This window comes from Phenylobacterium sp. (assembly GCF_036963605.1).
Classification (GTDB): Bacteria; Pseudomonadota; Alphaproteobacteria; order Caulobacterales; family Caulobacteraceae; genus Phenylobacterium.
The window spans coordinates 28,138-44,044 of sequence record NZ_JBALUY010000021.1; the positions used below are offsets into that span (position 1 = coordinate 28,138).

General features: G+C 68.5%; 14 protein-coding genes. 7 read left to right on the plus strand and 7 right to left on the minus strand.

All coding sequences use genetic code 11. From position 1 onward, the window contains the following. The first annotated feature begins 25 nt into the window (after positions 1–25). The 3 genes from V7702_RS05940 (at position 26) to V7702_RS05950 (ending at position 2,499) form a co-directional block, all read left to right on the plus strand. Positions 26–877 carry a cytochrome b/b6 domain-containing protein gene (locus V7702_RS05940; protein WP_335649217.1) on the plus strand — a complete coding sequence of 284 codons (852 nt, stop codon included), beginning with the start codon at positions 26–28 and terminating at the stop codon, positions 875–877. Beyond that, the gene (locus V7702_RS05945) at positions 874–1,653 is read left to right on the plus strand and encodes a molybdopterin-binding protein (RefSeq protein WP_335649218.1); all 780 of its coding nucleotides are present in this window, start codon (positions 874–876) and stop codon (positions 1,651–1,653) included. Before V7702_RS05940 ends, V7702_RS05945 begins: the two co-directional genes overlap by 4 nt. A gap of 87 nt (positions 1,654–1,740) precedes the next feature. Then, positions 1,741–2,499, plus strand: a complete 759-nt coding sequence (locus V7702_RS05950; protein ID WP_335649219.1) for a creatininase family protein — start codon at positions 1,741–1,743, stop codon at positions 2,497–2,499. Positions 2,500–2,506: 7 nt separating this feature from the next. Here V7702_RS05950 and V7702_RS05955 read toward each other — a convergent pair whose 3' ends face one another. The 5 genes from V7702_RS05955 to V7702_RS05975 all read right to left on the minus strand — a co-directional run bounded on the left by V7702_RS05955 (position 2,507) and on the right by V7702_RS05975 (position 9,455). Then, positions 2,507–3,700: a cell wall hydrolase gene (locus V7702_RS05955; RefSeq protein WP_335649220.1), complete on the minus strand. Its 1,194-nt coding sequence runs from the start codon at positions 3,698–3,700 to the stop codon at positions 2,507–2,509. A 172-nt stretch (positions 3,701–3,872) separates the two neighbouring features. Then, on the minus strand, positions 3,873–4,853 hold the full coding sequence (locus V7702_RS05960) for a small ribosomal subunit Rsm22 family protein (protein ID WP_335649221.1): 981 nt from the start codon (positions 4,851–4,853) through the stop codon (positions 3,873–3,875). Further along, complete coding sequence (gene acs, locus V7702_RS05965; RefSeq protein WP_442958398.1) at positions 4,850–6,736, minus strand: acetate--CoA ligase; 1,887 nt, start codon at positions 6,734–6,736, stop codon at positions 4,850–4,852. The genes V7702_RS05960 and acs overlap by 4 nt, the downstream gene beginning before the upstream one ends. A gap of 300 nt (positions 6,737–7,036) precedes the next feature. After that, positions 7,037–8,095, minus strand: a complete 1,059-nt coding sequence (locus tag V7702_RS05970; protein WP_335649223.1) for a 1,9-bis(guanidino)-5-aza-nonane synthase — start codon at positions 8,093–8,095, stop codon at positions 7,037–7,039. A gap of 103 nt (positions 8,096–8,198) precedes the next feature. Beyond that, complete coding sequence (locus tag V7702_RS05975) at positions 8,199–9,455, minus strand: type III PLP-dependent enzyme (protein ID WP_335649224.1); 1,257 nt, start codon at positions 9,453–9,455, stop codon at positions 8,199–8,201. Between the two features lie 303 nt (positions 9,456–9,758). Here V7702_RS05975 and phnC point away from each other — a divergent pair, with 303 nt between their 5' ends. The 4 genes from phnC to V7702_RS05995 all read left to right on the plus strand — a co-directional run bounded on the left by phnC (position 9,759) and on the right by V7702_RS05995 (position 13,181). Then, on the plus strand, positions 9,759–10,553 hold the full coding sequence (gene phnC, locus V7702_RS05980) for a phosphonate ABC transporter ATP-binding protein (protein WP_335649225.1): 795 nt from the start codon (positions 9,759–9,761) through the stop codon (positions 10,551–10,553). Continuing rightward, complete coding sequence (gene phnD, locus V7702_RS05985; protein WP_335649226.1) at positions 10,550–11,608, plus strand: phosphate/phosphite/phosphonate ABC transporter substrate-binding protein; 1,059 nt, start codon at positions 10,550–10,552, stop codon at positions 11,606–11,608. The genes phnC and phnD overlap by 4 nt, the downstream gene beginning before the upstream one ends. An 18-nt stretch (positions 11,609–11,626) precedes the next feature. Then, a complete protein-coding gene (gene phnE / locus V7702_RS05990) occupies positions 11,627–12,433 on the plus strand; it encodes a phosphonate ABC transporter, permease protein PhnE (RefSeq protein WP_442958396.1) in 807 nt (268 codons plus the stop codon). A gap of 406 nt (positions 12,434–12,839) precedes the next feature. Further along, positions 12,840–13,181, plus strand: coding sequence for a hypothetical protein (locus V7702_RS05995; RefSeq protein ID WP_335649227.1), 342 nt, complete (start codon positions 12,840–12,842; stop codon positions 13,179–13,181). Positions 13,182–13,309: 128 nt separating this feature from the next. Here the strand turns inward: V7702_RS05995 and V7702_RS06000 are convergent, their stop codons facing one another. Then, positions 13,310–15,094, minus strand: coding sequence for a DUF885 domain-containing protein (locus V7702_RS06000; protein ID WP_335649228.1), 1,785 nt, complete (start codon positions 15,092–15,094; stop codon positions 13,310–13,312). Between the two features lie 354 nt (positions 15,095–15,448). Beyond that, the coding region (locus V7702_RS06005; RefSeq protein WP_335649229.1) for a glycosyltransferase at positions 15,449–15,907 on the minus strand (459 nt) is incomplete at its 5' end.

Sequence of the window (15,907 nt, forward strand, 5' to 3'; positions counted from 1 at the left end):
GGGGGGCGGATCAGGACCGAAGTTCATGGATGAGACGACACCGGACGTCGCGGCCCCCGACCACCGCCGCCGCCGTCACAGCCTGCCCGTGCGGCTGACCCACTGGATCAATGTGGTGGCGCTCTTCGTCCTGCTGGGCAGCGGGCTGCAGATCTTCAACGCCCATCCGGCCCTCTATTGGGGCCACACCTCGACCTTCGCCGAGCCCTGGGCGGCGATGACCGCCGAGCCGCTGGGCGACCGGCTGGCCGGCTTCACCAAGCTCGGGCCGATCAAGCTGGAGACCACCGGCCTGTTTGGCCTCTCGGATGGGGAGCGCCGGGGCTTCCCGGCCTGGGCCACCCTGCCCAGCTATCGCTCCCTGGCCGATGGCCGGCGGTGGCACTTCTTCTTCGCCTGGGTTCTGGCGGCCAACGGGCTGATCTATCTGGCCTGGGGCCTGGCCTCGGGGCATTTCCGGCGGGACCTGGCGCCGGGGCGGGGTGAGCTTTCGCCGCGCCACCTGTGGGTCGAGATCGTCGACCACGCCCGCCTGCGCTTTCCCAAGGGGTCTGCGGCGCATGCCTATAACAGCCTGCAGAAGCTGGCCTATCTGGCGGTGATCTTCGGTCTTCTGCCGCTGATGGTGCTGTCGGGCCTGGGCATGTCGCCCGGCGTCAACGCCGCCTGGCCCTGGACCTTCGAGATCTTCGGCGGCCGCCAGTCGGCCCGGACCATCCACTTCATCACCGCGGGCCTGATCGTCGCCTTCGTGATCGTCCACCTGGCCATGGTGCTGGCCTCGGGGCCCATCGGTCAGCTGCGGGCCATGATCACCGGGGGGGCGGGTCCGGCGCCCGGGCCCGCCCCCACGCCTCAGGACGGAGACCCGTCATGACCTCTCCCATGCACCGCCGCGGGCTGCTCTCGGGCCTCGGCGCCAGTCTGCTGGGCCTCACCCTGGCCGGCTGCGACCAGCTCAACCGCAACCCGGCGGTCAAGGCGGGCCTTGCCAAGGCGGAGGGCCTGACCCAGGCCGCCCAGCGGCTGATCCTGAACCGGAGCGCCCTGGCCAGGGAGTTCGAGGCCAAGGACATTTCGCGAGACTTCCGCGCCAATGGCACCCGCCGCCCCGGCGAGCCGGCCTATCAGGCGCTGGTCGAGAGTAGCTTTTCCGACTGGCGGCTGCAGATCGACGGCCTGGTGGAGCGGCCCCTGGCGCTGAGCCTGGATGACCTGCGCGCCCGGCCGGCGCGGACCCAGATCACCCGCCACGACTGCGTCGAGGGCTGGAGCTGCATCGGCCAGTGGACCGGGGCGAGGCTCTCGGCCCTGCTGGATGAGGCCGGGTTGAAGCGGGAGGCCCGCTACATCGTCTTCCACTGCGCCGACCGGCTGGACCCCAATGCGGCCGGCGATCGGGGCCTCTATTACGAGAGCATCGACCTGGTCGACGCCTTCCACGAACAGACCATCCTGGCCTACGAGATGAACGGCCAGGTCCTGCCGGTGGCCCATGGGGCGCCCCTGCGCCTGCGGGTGGAGCGCCAGCTGGGCTACAAGCACGCCAAATATGTGATGCGGATCGAGGCGGTGGAGAGCTTCGCCCAGATCGCCGGCGGCCATGGCGGATTCTGGGAAGACCGCGGCTACGAATGGTATGCGGGCATCTGAGGCGGCCGCGGCCCTTACCTCGCCGGCTCGGAAGGCCTATGTCGAAGTCCTGACAACGACACTGCCATCGACCGCGGAGACCCTGCCATGCTGTTGCACATGTCCACCTGGGCTGAGGTCGAGGGCTTCCTGCACCGTTCGCGGACGGTCGTGGTTCCCATCGGCTCCAACGAGCAGCACGGCCCTACGGGCCTGCTCGGCACCGACTGGCTGTGCCCCGAGATCATCGCCCACGAGGCGCAGAAGAGCGGCGACATCCTGGTGGCGCCGACCTTCAATATCGGCATGGCCCAGCACCATCTGGGCTTCCCGGGCACCATCTCCCTGCGGCCTTCGACCTTCATCGCCGCCATCGGCGACTGGTGCCGGTCCCTGTCGGCCCACGGGTTCGAGAAGATCTATTTCCTCAACGGCCACGGGGGCAATGTGGCCACCATCGAGGCAGCCTTCTCCGAGCTCTACGCCGAGGCGAGCTTCGCCGGCAAACCTCGCGGCTTTTCCTGCAAGCTGAAGAACTGGTGGGAGCTGAAGGGCGTGATGGGCCTGGCCACCCGCCAGTTCCCGGTCGGCCATGGGGGCCATGCGACGCCATCCGAGATCGCCGTGACCCAGTGGGCCTATCCGGACTCCATCAAGACGGCGGACTATTCGCCCAAGATCGCGCCGTCCGGGCCCATCCGGGAGGCCCTGGACTTCCGGGCCCGCTATCCCGACGGCCGCATGGGCTCAGACCCCGCCCAGGCCACCCCGGAAAAGGGCGGCGAACTGGTGCGGATGGCGGCCGACGGCCTGCTTGAGGACGTGGCGGCCTTCACCGCCGAGCAGAATCCGCGGCTCGCCGGCTGAGAGGACCCTAAAAGACGCCGCTGGAGGGCATGGCCAGGCGGGCCGGGGCGCGGGGCTTGACCCGTCCGGCCCAGTCCAGCTCATCGGCGGGCACCAGGCCTTCGGCCTGGGCCACAACGGCCTGCGGTTCGGCCACCAGCTCGTGGTCGATGGTCGCCACCTCGACCACCTGGACGTTGCGCTCGCCTTCGCCTTGTCCGGCGCCATCGCCGCCGACCTGGGTCGCGCTCAGGGCGTCCACCGCCTCGGTCAGGGCCACCATCTGGACCTCTCCAGGCCCCGAGAGACGGTTGAGGGCCGCGACCCGGAAGCCGACGGACTCATCGCCGCTATAGGCGCCGCCAAAGGCGCCGGGCAGACCCCAGCCGCCCATCCAGCGATAGAAGATGTGCGCGCCGACCGTGGCCACCTTCATCAGGCTGGGGCTCCAATAGGGGGCGACATAGCTGGCGTGGTAGTGGGTGGCGTTGCCGACGTCCTTCATCACATAGCCCGACAGGGCCGCTTCGGCGATCTGGCGCGAACGCATCCAGCCCTCGGGATCGGGGGCGCGGGCCAGCGCCCCGTCGCAGGTGAAGGTGAACTGGCACCCGGTGGTGCGCTCGGACCCCTGGAACACCACGCCGCAGACCGAGGCCGGATAGGCCGGATGGCGCACGCGGTTCAGCACCACCTGGGCCACGGCCCGCTGGCCCTCGACGGACTCGTAGCGGGCTTCGTAATAGATGGCGGCGGCCAGGCAATCGAGGGCGCGGGCCTGGTGCGAGGCGCCGCCGGAAATGCGGAAGGGCCGGGCAGCCGGATTGGGCAGGGTCGAGGTCGGATTGGACGCGTTCCACAGCCGCGCCTCGGCCTCGTCCATGTCTTGCAGGCGCAGAACCGCGGGCTCGGGCGCGCCGTCGAGGCCTTCCATGACGCCGGTGGCGCGATTGATATGGCCGAAGGCCAGGGAGACAGGGGTCGGCGCGAACCGGTCGGCCAGGCTCAGCATGGCCGGGTCCATGGCGCCAGTCAGGCGGGCGAAGGCCACGGCGTCCATCTGGCCCGAGGTCAGCTTGGCCACCCGAAGTTCGGGGCGCTCCTGGCCGATATAGGGCGCGGCCATGGCCAGGCCGCCCGCCAGCAAAGCTACCAGGAAGACCTGGAAACCCGCCAGATAATGGTGATGCTCGATGTCGAATACGCGACGTAACTTCAGCACGCTCAGCTCCCTGACGCGCCCGCCCCCGTCGCCGTCACCCCATAGGACCAAAGCTACCTGGACGCGAGTCCCAAAATGAACCGGGTTCGCTCGGATAGACCTATTTTCGGCGACGACGCAGGCAGCAGGCGCCTCACGCCAGCAAATGCGGCGCCGCGAGGGGCGGACGGCTTTAGAGTGCGTCGCCCCAGTCCAGGCGCCGGGCCTTCGCAAAGGCGGGCTTGTCGCGCCTGGGGACGAAGCGGTGTTCCAGAGCGCCTGTTTCAACGCAGAGCTTCAGGTCGATACCGGGCTTGGCCTGGCGCGGGGGGCTGAGCACCCGGGCGGCGAACGGCGCGATGGCGATGCTTGGCTGCGCCGCGGCGAGCCAGATGAACTTCTCGTCCTCGAACGGGACCTCCGCGCCCTTGGCCAGGCGATGGTCGCGGGACCGCGGCAGACGCTGGACGAAGTGGCACCAGTCGGGCGCGATGAGCGGACAGGTCTTGGCGTGGGGGCAGGGCCCGGCCAGACGCGCCCCGGCCTCGATCAGCTGGGTGCGGGCGGCCAGGATACGCTGGTAGCCGGCCGGCGTGCCCGGCTCCACCAGGACGAGCATTCCCTCGCAGGCGGCCCAAAGCCGATCCACCAGGGCGCCCTGCGCAGGGGCCGGGATTTCGGCCAGGACGTAGGAGGCGACCACCAGCTCGGCCTGCGGCCAGGCCTCGGCCTGGACCGCCGTCAGATTGGCGCGCCGGCGCTCGGCGCCGGCCAGCACCGGGGGGCCGGCCTCGGCCAGGATGCGGGCGAGGTCCAGGAAGGGTCCGCTTTCGTCCAGCAACAGGGCCGCCTCGATCTGCGGCCAGACCTCCAGGGCCGCCCAGCTGGCCGTGCCGGGGCCAGCCCCGGCGTCCAGCACGGTTGCGGGCGCAAAGTCCGGACAGGCCTCGGCCGCGGCGGAGAAGGCGGCCATGTCGGCGGCATAGGTGGCCGGCAGGCGGGCCAGCGCATAGGCCAGCGCATCGTCCGGGGTCAGCACCACCCCTGACGAGCCGCCCCCGCCGCGATAGGCGGCCGAGACCCGGGCCGCCCGCTCGGCCAGGTCGCGGCGCGACACGCCCTCTAGCCGGGCTTCGATGGCGCCGCGCAGCGGTCCCGGAAGATCGGGGCTCAAACCGCGACGCGATTCTTGACGAGGTCGTCCACCACCCCGGGCTCGGCGAGCGTCGAGGTGTCGCCCAGCTGGTCGGTCTGGTTCTCGGCGATCTTGCGCAGGATGCGGCGCATGATCTTTCCCGACCGGGTCTTGGGCAGGGACGGGGCGAACTGCAGGGCGTCGAGAGCCGCGAAGGCGCCGATCTCCCGGCGCACCCAGCCCTTGATGTCGGCCTGCAGGATGTCGGTCATCTGGACGTCGGCCTTCAGGGTGACGAAGGCGTAGATGCCCTGGCCCTTGATGTCGTGCGGATAGCCGACTACGGCGGCCTCGGCCACGGCCTCGTGACCCACCAGGGCGCTCTCGATCTCGGCGGTGCCCAGGCGGTGGCCCGACACATTGATCACGTCGTCCACCCGGCCGGTGATCCAGTAATAGCCGTCGGCGTCCCGGCGGCAGCCGTCGCCGGTGAAGTACTTGCCGGGATAGGTGGTGAAATAGGTCTGGATGAAGCGCTCATGGTCGCCATAGACCGTGCGCATCTGGCCGGGCCAGGAGTCGGTCAGGCAGAGATTGCCGCTGGTCGCGCCGTCGAGCACCTTGCCGTCGGCGTCCACCAGTTGGAACTTCACGCCCGGAAGCGGCTTGGCGCAGGAGCCGGGCTTGGCCGGGGTCGCGCCTGGCAGGGGGGTGGCCAGGCAGGCGCCGGTCTCGGTCTGCCAATAGGTGTCGACGATGGGGCAGCGGCCGTCCCCCACCACCCGGTGGTACCAGAGCCAGGCCTCGGGATTGATCGGCTCGCCCACCGTGCCCAGCAGGCGCAGGGATTCCCGGCTCGTCCTCTTCACCGGCTCGTCGCCGTCGCGCATCAGGGCGCGGATGGCGGTGGGCGCGGTGTAGAAGATCTCCACCTTGTGCTTGTCCACCACCCGCCAGAAACGGGAATTGTCGGGATAGGTGGGCACGCCCTCGAACATCACCGTGGTCGCGGCATTGGCCAGCGGCCCATAGACCACATAGGAGTGGCCGGTGACCCAGCCCACATCGGCGGTGCACCAGAAGACCTCGCCAGGGCGATAGTCGAACACCAGCTCATGGGTATGGGCCGCCCAGGTCAGATAGCCCCCGGTGGTGTGCAGCACCCCCTTGGGCTTCCCCGTGGAGCCGGAGGTATAGAGGATGAACAGCGGGTCCTCCGCGTTCATCGGCTCAGGCTCGCAGGTGTCGGCGACGGTCTTTTTCAGCTCGCCATAGAAGGCGTCGCGACCTTCGACCATCGGCACGTCGGCCCGGGTGCGGCGCACGACGATGACGTCGGTCACGTCCGGGCAGGACTTCAGAGCCTCATCCACATTGGCCTTCAGCGGCACGGTCTTGCCGCCGCGCACGCCTTCATCGGCGGTGATGACGATGCGGGAGTCGCAGTCCTGGATACGGCCGGCCAGGCTGTCGGGGGAAAAGCCGCCGAACACCACCGAATGCACAGCCCCGATCCGCGAACAGGCCAGCATGGCCACGGCCGCGGCCGGGATCATCGGCAGATAGATGGTGACCCGGTCGCCCTTCTTGACCCCCTTGGCCTTCAGCACATTGGCCATGCGGCAGACCTCGGCGTGCAGCTGGCCATAGGTCAGGGTGTCGTAGACCTCGGGATCGTCGCTTTCCCAGATGATCGCCACCTGGTCGGCTCGCTGCGGCAGATGCCGGTCGATGCAGTTGACGCTGACATTGAGCTCGCCGTCGGCGAACCACTTGATGTGGAAGTCGGAGGCGGCGAAGGAGACGTCCTTGACCTGGGCGAAGGGCTTGGACCAGTCCAGCCGGCTCCCGACCTCGCGCCAATAGCCGTCCGGATCCTGTTCGGCGCGCTGGCAGGCGGCCTCATAGGCCGCGGCGTCCATATGCGTGCGCTTGGCCCAGGCCTCGGGCACCGGAAAAATCTCGCCATCACTCACGGCGCTACTCCCTTATCGACTTTGGCGCGGAGTATGCGGAGTGAGGGGCCTGTGGCAACCGTTGAGCGGTTGAGTCCTGGGGCCGCGGTCTCCTGGCCCACCATGTTTCGTCGCCCTCGGGCTTGACCCGAGGGTCCATGCGCACAGCCGTTCGCCGGTGTTCATGGATGGCCCGGTCAAGCCGGGCCATGACGGTGGGGGCGTTTCCTGAAAAGAAAAAGGCCCCGCCGGAGCGGGGCCTGAGGCTTAGGCTTTCTTTTCGAAGAGCTTGTTCCAGCGGCGGCGTTCGCGGGTCTTCCAGGAGCCGCGGTGCCAGGCGTCCGAGGCGATCAGCGGGACCACCGTGGTGGCTTCTGCGAAGACCATCTGTTCCCAGGTGACGTCCACCTTGCCCCAGGAGCAGGCCTCCTGCAGCGTCGAGGACGAGCAGGCGCCGTCGCGCACATCGGCCACCGTCAGCTGGATGGCGTATTTGTGCATGTCGACCTCTTTCCCGAGGATTTCGGCGCAGACCACCGTGTCCTGGGCGAAGTTCTTGGGCACGCCGCCGCCGACCATGAACAGGCCCGTGGTGCCAGCCGCGATCTTCACGTCGGTCAGCTCGCGGAAGTCGGCGATGGAGTCGATGGTCAGATACGGCTTGCCCGCCTTCATCTGTTCCACCTGATGCTTGACCAGGCCAAAGCCGGCCGAGCTATCGGTGAAGGCCGGGCAGAAGATCGGCACGCCTTCCTCATAGGCCGTCTGGATCAGCGAGCCGGGCTTTTTGGCGTTGCCCGCCGCCAGCCACTTGCCCATTTCCCAGATGAATTCCCGCGAGGAATAGGGCCGCGGCTCCAGCTGGTCGGTGATCTCCTTGATCACCGCGTCGCAGGTCTGCAGCTCTTCCTCGTCGATATAGGTGTCGTAGATTCGGTCGATATAGAGGGCGCGCAGGTCGCGGTCGTCCACCGGTTCCTTGGCCTGGTAGTGCTTGAAGCCGAGGGCCTCGAAGAAATCCATGTCGACGATGGAGGCGCCGGTGGCCACCACGGCGTCGATCAGGCCGTACTTCACCATGTCGCGATAGATGTGCATGCAGCCGCCGGCGCTGGTCGAGCCGGCCAGCGTCAGCCAGGTGGAGCAGGAGGGATCTTCCAGCGCCATGGAGAAGATGTCGGCGGCGCGGGCGGTGTCGCGGCTGGTGAAGCTCATCTGACGCATGGCGTCGATGATCGGCCGGGCGTCGTACTGGTCGATGGCCACATGCTCGACGGTGGACGACAGCAGCTCGGCCTTGCGGTTGGACTGAACCTCAGCGTTCATTCTCTTGGTGTCCTAGAGTTTGAGCGCCCGTCCATGAATGAAGGACGCGACCGGGACGGAGCGACCGGTCGCGTCTTATGCGGTGTCAGAGCGCCTAACGCCCCTAGCGCCGCCGACGTTTCTTGCTCCGCGCCCGCGACAGCTTGACGACATTCTGGCTTTCGCTGCGCGGGGCCGGAATGGCGCGGGGCGCAAGGCCGAACATGGAGGCCATGGGCGGGTCGTCAACCGCCACGGTCTCGGTGTCGCCGAAGCCGTTGAAGCGGGTGTTCATCGCCACCCCATAGGCGCCCAGCATGCCGATCTCGACATAGTCGCCTTCACGCACATCCTCGGGCAGCCAGAAGGGGCCGGGCATGTGATCCAGGGAGTCGCAGGTCGGGCCATAGAAGCGATAGGGCTTCAACGGACCGTCCACTTCGCGGGTTGCGCCGTCCGCCTCGCGGCGGATCAGCTTCACCGGGAAGGGCCACTTGGTGTGGGTGGCGTCGAACAGGCTGCCGTAGGAGCCGTCGTTCAGATAGAGGGCGTCGCCCTTGCGCAGCTCGACGGCGGTCAGCACCGAGGAGGATTCCGCCACCAGGGCCCGGCCGGGCTCGCACCACAGCTCGGTGGTCTCATGGACCATCATCTCGGCGAAGCCGCGGTCGATGGAGTCCATGTACTCGGCCAGCGATGGCGGGGTCATGCCCGGATAGACCGACGGGAAGCCGCCGCCCACATCGACCACATCGGCGAACACGCCGGCGCGGACCAGGGCGCGGGAGGCCTGCGTCATGGCCGCCTGGAAGGCGGTCGGACGCATGCACTGGCTGCCCACATGGAAGGAGACGCCCATCAGCTCATTGGTGGCGCGACGGGCGGCGAGCAGCAGCTCGGGCGCCTCATAGGCGTCGACCCCGAACTTGCCGGCCAGGGAATAGGCCGCGCCCTCGGCCGAGACCCCCAGGCGCACAATGAGGTTCAGGTCCGCGGCCTGGCCCGTGGCGTCGAGGATCTTGGCCAGCTCTTCGTGCGTATCCAGCGCGAAGGTGCGGACCCCATGATCGAAATAGGCCGACGAGATCGCCCGACGGTTCTTCACCGGATGCATGAAGGCCATGCGCGCGCCCGGCACGAGCTGGGAGACCAGCTCGACCTCGGGCAGGCTCGCCACGTCGAAAGACCGCACGCCGTTCGCCGCAAGAGTCTCGATGACCCACGGCGAAGGATTGGCCTTCACAGCGTAGAAGACGTCGCCTTTAAAATTGTCCTGGAACCAGCGCGCCGCTAGGGCCACGGCGTCCGGTCGCGCAAAGGCGACAGGACGTTCCGGTGACCGCTCACGGACCAGGTCCAGGGGCGTATGGTACTTATGCACCTCACGCAACCCCCAACAGATTGTTGAACCCAATCCGGCGTTAGCAACGCTTAGGACAACGGGGTCCGCCGGAGCCATGCGAAATAGGGGCATATGGATCGGATGTAAAGGGCGCGGGCCACAGAACCTTGCCCGGCCAAGGGTTGGCGCGGGTTAAATCCGCCTGCGACACCACGATCCCGGGCGCGCGGGGGCCACGTGCTGGACCCCGCCCGGCGCCCATGTCATGAAACCGTCGTGGGGCTCGGCGACACACGCGGGTTATGAGTCCGGCCGCCGACGTCCAGGGGATATTCGCCGTACATGTCTGACGCTGCCGTCCTTTCGGTGCGCCAAGTGTCGAAGAGTTTCGGAGCCCGGCGCGCGCTGGACACCGTCTCGATCGACGTCGCCCGTGGTGAGATGATCGCCCTGATCGGCCCCTCTGGATCGGGCAAGTCCACACTGCTGCGCGCCATCAGCGGCCTGGCCCCCATCGACAAGGGCGCCGGCCGGATCGAGGCCTTTGGCGACCAGGTGCAGTCGGACGGCCGGGTGGACCGCAATGTGCGGCGCACCCGCATCCGCATCGGCATGATCTTCCAGCAGTTCAACCTGGTGGGCCGGCTGACCCTGTTCACCAATGTGGCCATGGGGTCGCTGGGCCGGATCGGTTTCCTCCGCGGCCTGCTGGGCTTCTGGCCGGCCGAGACCAAGGGCGCGACCATGGCCGCGCTCGCCCGGGTGGGCGTGGCCGAATATGCCGGTCAGCGGGCCGGCACCCTGTCGGGCGGCCAGCAGCAGCGCGCGGCCATCGCCCGCGCCCTCGTTCAGAAGGCCAAGATCATCCTGGCCGACGAGCCGGTCGCCTCGCTGGACCCCGTCTCGGCCCGTCGGGTGATGGAGATTCTGCGCGACCTGAACCGGGCCGACGGCCTGACCCTGATCGTCACCCTGCACCAGGTGGACTACGCCATGCGCTATTGCGACCGGGTGGTGGCGCTGAAGGCTGGCAAGGTGGTCTATGATGGGCCGGCCCAGGACCTGACCCGCAAACAGCTCATCGACATCTACGGTCCGGAATTCGAAGACGTCTTCTGGGAAGGAGCCCCCCAATGATCCGCCGCAGCCTCCTCGCCGCTAGCCTGCTGGTCGCCCTTGGCTTCAGCGCCTGTTCGGAGCGCGCCGACACCGCCGGCGACGCCCCCGAAGTGCTGAACTTCTCGGTCCTGGCGACGGAGAACTCCACCAGCCTCGACACCTTCTGGAAGCCGATCCTGGCCGACATGGAGAAGGAGATCGGCATTCCGGTGAAGCCCTTCTACGGCTCCAACTACACCGCGCTGATCGAGGCCCTGCGGTTTGGCCAGACCGATGTGGGCTGGTTCTCCAACCTGTCGGGCCTGGAGGCCGTGCGCCGGGCCGACGCCGAGATCTTCGCCCGCACCTTCGATCCCTCCGGCGAGGACGGCTATCGCTCGGTGCTGATCACCACGGCGGCCAGCGGCCTGACCCTGGAAGACGTGCTCAGGTGCGACCAGAGCCTCGACTTCGGCATCGGCGACGCCAAATCCACCTCTGGCACGCTGGCGCCCATGACCTATCTGTTCGCGCCAGAAGGCATCGAGCCTGAGAAGTGCTTCAAGCAGGTCCGCGCCGCCAATCACCAGGCCAACCTGTTCGCCGTGGCCAATGGCGTGCTCGACGTGGCCACCAACAACTCCACCGCCATCCGCCTGCAGGGCATCCGCGACGAGGAAAACCGCGCCAACGACCAGCCCACCGTGGCCGACAAGGTCAAGGTGATCTGGGAATCGCCGAAGCTGCCCGAGGACCCCATCGTCTGGCGCAAGGACCTGGACCCGGCGGTGAAGGAAAAGGTCCGCCAGTTCTTCCTGACCTATGGCAAGGGCGAAGGTCCCGAGGCCGAGCGTCAGCGCAAGCTGCTGTCGGCCATCTCCATCGGCGGCTTCCTGCCGGCCGACGCCACCCACCTGCTGCCGGTGCGGGAGATGGAGGCCACCGAGGCCCTGCTGAACGCCAAGAACGCCGGCGACCAGGCCCGTATCGCCGAGGCCCAGACCAACCTTGCGGCCATCCAGGCCGAGCGGGAGGCCCTGGAGGCCCGGGCGGGCGAGGCCCCGGCGGCGCCGACTCAGACGCCTGCGCCCTAGACGAAGAGCCTGACGCCTGTGACCGACACCGCGACCAGCGCCGCCCTGAAGCCGCCCGCGCGGCCCATGGGCCAGTGGATCTTCGACGTCCTGCTATGGGGCGGGATCGCCATCGTCCTGGCGCTCAGCTTCGGCCCCGCCGAGATCGAGAAGTTTCCGCGGCTGTTCTCAGGCTCGGACAATATGCGCGAGTTCGGCCGGGCCTTCGTCAATCCGGACTTCGAGCTTCTGCCCTTCTTCATCAGCCAGATGTGGCTGACCATCCAGATGGCCATGTGGGGCACGGCGCTGGCGGTGTTCATCGCCGTGCCGCTCGGCCTGCTGGGCGCCCGCAACATTGCGCCTGCGGCCATCCAGTGGCCGGTGCGCCGGGTGATGGACATCCTGCGCTCGGTGCCCGACCTGGTCATCGGCATGGTCTTCGTGGTCGCCGTCGGCCTTGGCCCCTTCGCCGGCGTCATGGCCCTGGCGCTCAACACCGGCGGGGTGCTGGGCAAGCTGTTCTCGGAAGCCGTTGAATCCATCGACAAGGGCCCTGTGGAGGGCGTGCGCGCCACCGGCGCCCACAAGCTGCAGGAAATCGCCTGGGGCGTGGTCCCGCAGGTCGCGCCGCTCTGGACCTCGTACGCCCTCTATCGCTTCGAATCCAACAGCCGGGCGGCCACCATCCTCGGCCTCATCGGGGCCGGCGGCATCGGCCAGATCCTGTTCGATAGCCTGAACAGTTTCAACTATTCCCGCGTCGCGGCCATCGCCGTGGTGATCGTCGTCGCCGTGACCCTGATCGACATCCTGTCCCAGGCGATCCGCTCGCGGCTGATCTAGGATGGCGGTCAAGCGACCGGACCTGGCGTATTGGCCGGGAGCGCTGCTAGGATGCGTTCTCCTGCCGCTTGTCCTTCCGGTCGCGCTTGTCGTTCAGCTACTGCCCCTGAAGAAGACCCGCGATCACACGCCTGAGGAAGTGGCGACCCAATTACGCGCGTTCCTGAATAGGACCGAGGGATCCCATGACTGGGACGACTTCGAGTGCGGCGGGCCCTTTACCGATCGGGCGCTTGAATCCATTCGGGAAAGAGCGATTGTCGCTGCGCCGCCCGACGGTGATCTTGAGGCGCTCCATAGTCTGATTGCCGAATGCGACGCCCTGGCGGACGCCCGGAAAACGGCGCTTTAGACGAACCTATGCTCGCCGGCTTGAGCCGGGCGCCAAACCTGCCAAGCTGGCGGCATGTTCAGCGCGCCCTTCGTCACAGGCATTACGGTTCTGGTGCTGGCGGCCATGTCGCTGGCCTTTGCGCGGCGGGCGCCGGCGGGGATGAAGCTGCCCATGCAGTGGGGGCTCGATCGCCGGCCGACCTGGTCGGCGCCGCGGGGGATCGCCCTGTCGTTCACGCCGCTGCTGGCGGCCTTTACGCTCATGCCGTTCAGCCTGGCCAGCCTCTGGGTGGAGCCTGACCAGCGGCTGACCTTCCGCCTGGTCCTGGCCTTTGTCAGCCTGGCCTACATCGCCGCCCACGCCCTGCACCTGTATCTGCTGAGCCGGTGGCTGAGGTCGCAGGGCGAGGGCTAGGCGCAAGCCCACCCTCCACCCCCTCGTCACCCTCGGGCGTGTCCCGAGGGTCCCTCGTCGGGGCGGGCGCAAGCGGCGCAAGGGACCCTGGGCACAAGGCCCAGGGTGACGGCCTGTGGGGGGACGCCTCACCCCACCGGCAGGTCGAACATCAGCTGGTGGGAGACTCGCACCGGCGGGGAGCCATGGCCCAGCAGCTCGTCGTGATAGGCCTTCATGTCGAAGGCGGCGCCGGCCTTCGCCTCGGCTTCCCGGCGCAGGGACCAGTGTTCGCGCCAGCCGACGAAATAGGTGGGCAGCTGGGCCGAGGAGACGCGGGCCCGGGTCCATTTGCCGGCCGCCTCGCGCTCCTGCTGGAAGGCGTCGTGGGTCATCAGATGCATGGCGCGGGCCTCGTCCCAGCCCTCCACATGGACGCCGATGTCGAGAATGGCGTTGGTGATCACCCGCAGCAGGAACTTCAGGTTGGCGAGGCGATAGAGGGGATGGCCGTCCCGGTGGCCGGCCTCGACCATCACGTCCTGGGCGTAGCAGGCCCAACCCTCGACGAAGGTTCCAGACCACAGGACCGAGCGCAGCACCGAGGGGTGGCGGTTGGAGATGGCGAGCTGGAGGTAGTGGCCCGGCGTGCCCTCGTGGACCGTCAGGCCCTCCAGCGTCCAATTGTTGTATTCCCTCAGGAAGGACTCCGCCTGCTCGGGCGTCCAGTCCTCTGGAATGGGCGAGATCTTGTAGAAGGTGGGAAGGCCGCGATCGAGCGGGCCGGGCGGATCGCAATAGGCCACGGCCACGCCCCGCTGGAACTCCGGCGTCAGGACCAGCTCCACCGGCTCGGTGGGCGGGGTGACGATGGGGTGGCTGGCGACGAATTCGATGGCGGCGTCCAGCTTGGTCCGGGCGACCTCGATCAGGGTCTCCGGCGTGGCGCGGTCGGCATAGACCAGCTCCAGCGCCGCGGCGATGGCCGCCTGCTCCTGATCTTGGGTCGGCTTGGCTGGCGTTGGCGGCGCGTCGTCGCTCACTAGGACCTGGCGGGCGATGTCGTACATTTCGGCGCGCACCTGGGCGAGCGCCGCCTCGGCCGCGGTCTTGATCTCGGCGCGGGTCAGGGGGCTGTCGAGGGCGAAGGCGAGCTTGGCGTCATAGAGGTCGGCGCCCAGGCGCCATTCGCCGGCCGCCTGAGGGACCAGGGTCTCATCGATCCAGGCCTGATGCTCGGCGATGGCGGCCTTGGCGAGGTCGGCGGCGGCGCGCAGGCTCACCTGGGCTTCAGACTCAAGGGCGCCGGCTTCGGCCAGCAGCAGGTCGACCAGGCTCACCAGGCCAGCGTTCTGGCCTGAGACCGTCTCGGCATGGATCTTCGGCGTCCGGGCCGGGTCGAGGCTGACGCGCACCTGGGCCAGCAGGCCCGGAAAGCCGCTCATCCGCGAGGTCGCCGAGGCCAGCCGCTGCGGCAGGGGCGCAAAGTCCCGGGCGATCAGCCCATAGAGGGCCGAGCCCACCAGGGACTGATAGATCAGCGGGTCCCACCGGTGGGCCTGAAGGGTGTCGTGGGTCCAGACCTCGCCGGCCAGGCTGTTGCGCAGGATGGCCGCGTCCACCTGCCGCTCGCGGGACAGGTCGGTCGGGGTGAAGGCGTTCAGCTGCGCCAGGAAGGCCGCGGCGCTGGCCCGCCGGGCGGCCCAGCCTGCAAGGCTCAGATCATCCAGCCGGTCGTCATGGCGATGATCCCCCCACAGCGTCGCGGTGATCGGGCTGAGCCGCAGATTGGCCTCCAGCCAGGCGGCGCCCAGGGCGTCGAAGGCGGCGTCGGCGGGGCTTAGCGCCGGCGCCTGGGCGCGGGCGGCCGACAGGGGGAGGGCTGCGGCGGCCCCGAAGGCCATCAACATGCGACGGTCGAACAGAAGGGGCATGGCGGTGATCCCAAGACGCGCCGCAACCTTCCGGCGCAGCGGCACTGTCGGTCAGGGGCGCATGACGGGCAAGCGCGCGTGCCCACAGCTGCGTCACCCTCGGGCTTGTCCCGAGGGTCCCTGTCGAGGGCTAAGCGCAAGCGGCGCGAGGGATCCCGGGCACAAGGCCCAGGATGACGGCGTTAGGGGGGTGAGGGGGTTCGTAGCCAACTCCCCAACATCGTCACCCTCGGGCTTGACCCGAGGGTCCATGAACACCGCGGCTTCTCCGGTGTTCATGGATGGTCGGGTCAAGCCCGACCAAGACGGGTTAGAGGGGAAAGGCCGAAGAACGCGACTTGGGCGCTCGCGCTCTCAGGCCGCCTTCGGCCGCCGCCGCACCCGGGCCAGGCGGCGCAGTCTCCGCCAGAAGCGGGTCTTTTCCGGCTCGGGATAGGGCTGCAGGTTGCGCACGAAGTCCTCGGCGCAGGCCTTCCAGGAAAAGGTTTCGGCGAAGGCCCGCACCGCCTTCCGGTCGAGCGCCAGGGCCTCCATGCAGGCCTCCTTCAGCCCCTCGGTGGCCGAGGTGGCGAGCGCGCCAGCGCCAGAGCCCGGGATGATGTCGATGGGGCCAGGCGCCGGATAGGCCGCCACCGGCGTGCCCGAGGCCATCGCCTCCAGGATCACCAGGCCGAAGGTGTCGGTGAGCGAGGGGAAGACGAAGACGTCGGCGCAGGCGAAATGGGCCGACAGCTCCTCGCCGAACTTCGAGCCGGTGAACACCGCCGTCCGATAGCGCTCGGCCAGCTCGTCCTTCTGCGGGCCGTCGCCCAC

What these genes read in the sequence shown, in the direction of transcription:
- V7702_RS05940 (WP_335649217.1), top strand. Translation starts at nt 26, where the DNA reads ATGGATGAGACGACACCGGACGTCGCGGCCCCCGACCACCGCCGCCGC.
- V7702_RS05945 (WP_335649218.1), top strand. Translation starts at nt 874, where the DNA reads ATGACCTCTCCCATGCACCGCCGCGGGCTGCTCTCGGGCCTCGGCGCC.
- V7702_RS05950 (WP_335649219.1), top strand. Translation starts at nt 1,741, where the DNA reads ATGCTGTTGCACATGTCCACCTGGGCTGAGGTCGAGGGCTTCCTGCAC.
- acs (WP_442958398.1), bottom strand. Translation starts at nt 6,736, where the DNA reads ATGGACGCCGCGGCCTATGAGGCCGCCTGCCAGCGCGCCGAACAGGAT.
- V7702_RS05970 (WP_335649223.1), bottom strand. Translation starts at nt 8,095, where the DNA reads ATGAACGCTGAGGTTCAGTCCAACCGCAAGGCCGAGCTGCTGTCGTCC.
- phnC (WP_335649225.1), top strand. Translation starts at nt 9,759, where the DNA reads ATGTCTGACGCTGCCGTCCTTTCGGTGCGCCAAGTGTCGAAGAGTTTC.
- phnD (WP_335649226.1), top strand. Translation starts at nt 10,550, where the DNA reads ATGATCCGCCGCAGCCTCCTCGCCGCTAGCCTGCTGGTCGCCCTTGGC.
- V7702_RS05995 (WP_335649227.1), top strand. Translation starts at nt 12,840, where the DNA reads ATGTTCAGCGCGCCCTTCGTCACAGGCATTACGGTTCTGGTGCTGGCG.
- V7702_RS06000 (WP_335649228.1), bottom strand. Translation starts at nt 15,094, where the DNA reads ATGCCCCTTCTGTTCGACCGTCGCATGTTGATGGCCTTCGGGGCCGCC.